Genomic DNA, 357 nt, shown 5'->3' on the forward strand with positions numbered 1-357 from the left:
GGATGCGGGGGCGGGGTTGACGGTGAGGGTGAAGGTTTTGGATGCGGTGGGGACTTGGGGGTTGGGGTCGGTCGCGGTGACGGTGAAGGTGTAGGTGCCTGCCGTGGTGGGGGTGCCGGAGAGGGTGCCGTCTGCGGCCAGGGCCAGTCCGGGCGGCAGGGTGCCGCCGGTGACCGTGAAGGCGGCTTGCCCGGTTCCGCCAACGGTTTCAATCACGGCCGAGTACGGCTGGCCGACGGTGGCGTTGGGCAGCGGGCTCGCGGTGGTGATCTCCAGGTCCGCGACGGTGTAGGAAACCACCACCTGCGCCGGACCCGATGCCGCTTGGCGGGAACCGCCCGGGGGCAGGAAATCCGA

The 357-nt window shown here is 70.6% G+C and carries 1 protein-coding gene; it reads right to left on the reverse strand.

The window, feature by feature from the left end; genetic code table 11:
* A partial coding sequence (locus tag IF89_RS0136380) for a putative Ig domain-containing protein (RefSeq protein ID WP_234328043.1) occupies positions 1 to 303 on the reverse strand: 303 nt, incomplete at its 3' end.
* Positions 304 to 357: the final 54 nt, after the last annotated feature.

The sequence above is a fragment of the Streptomyces sp. NRRL F-2664 genome, from assembly GCF_000719345.1.
Taxonomy (GTDB): domain Bacteria; phylum Actinomycetota; class Actinomycetes; order Streptomycetales; family Streptomycetaceae; genus Streptomyces.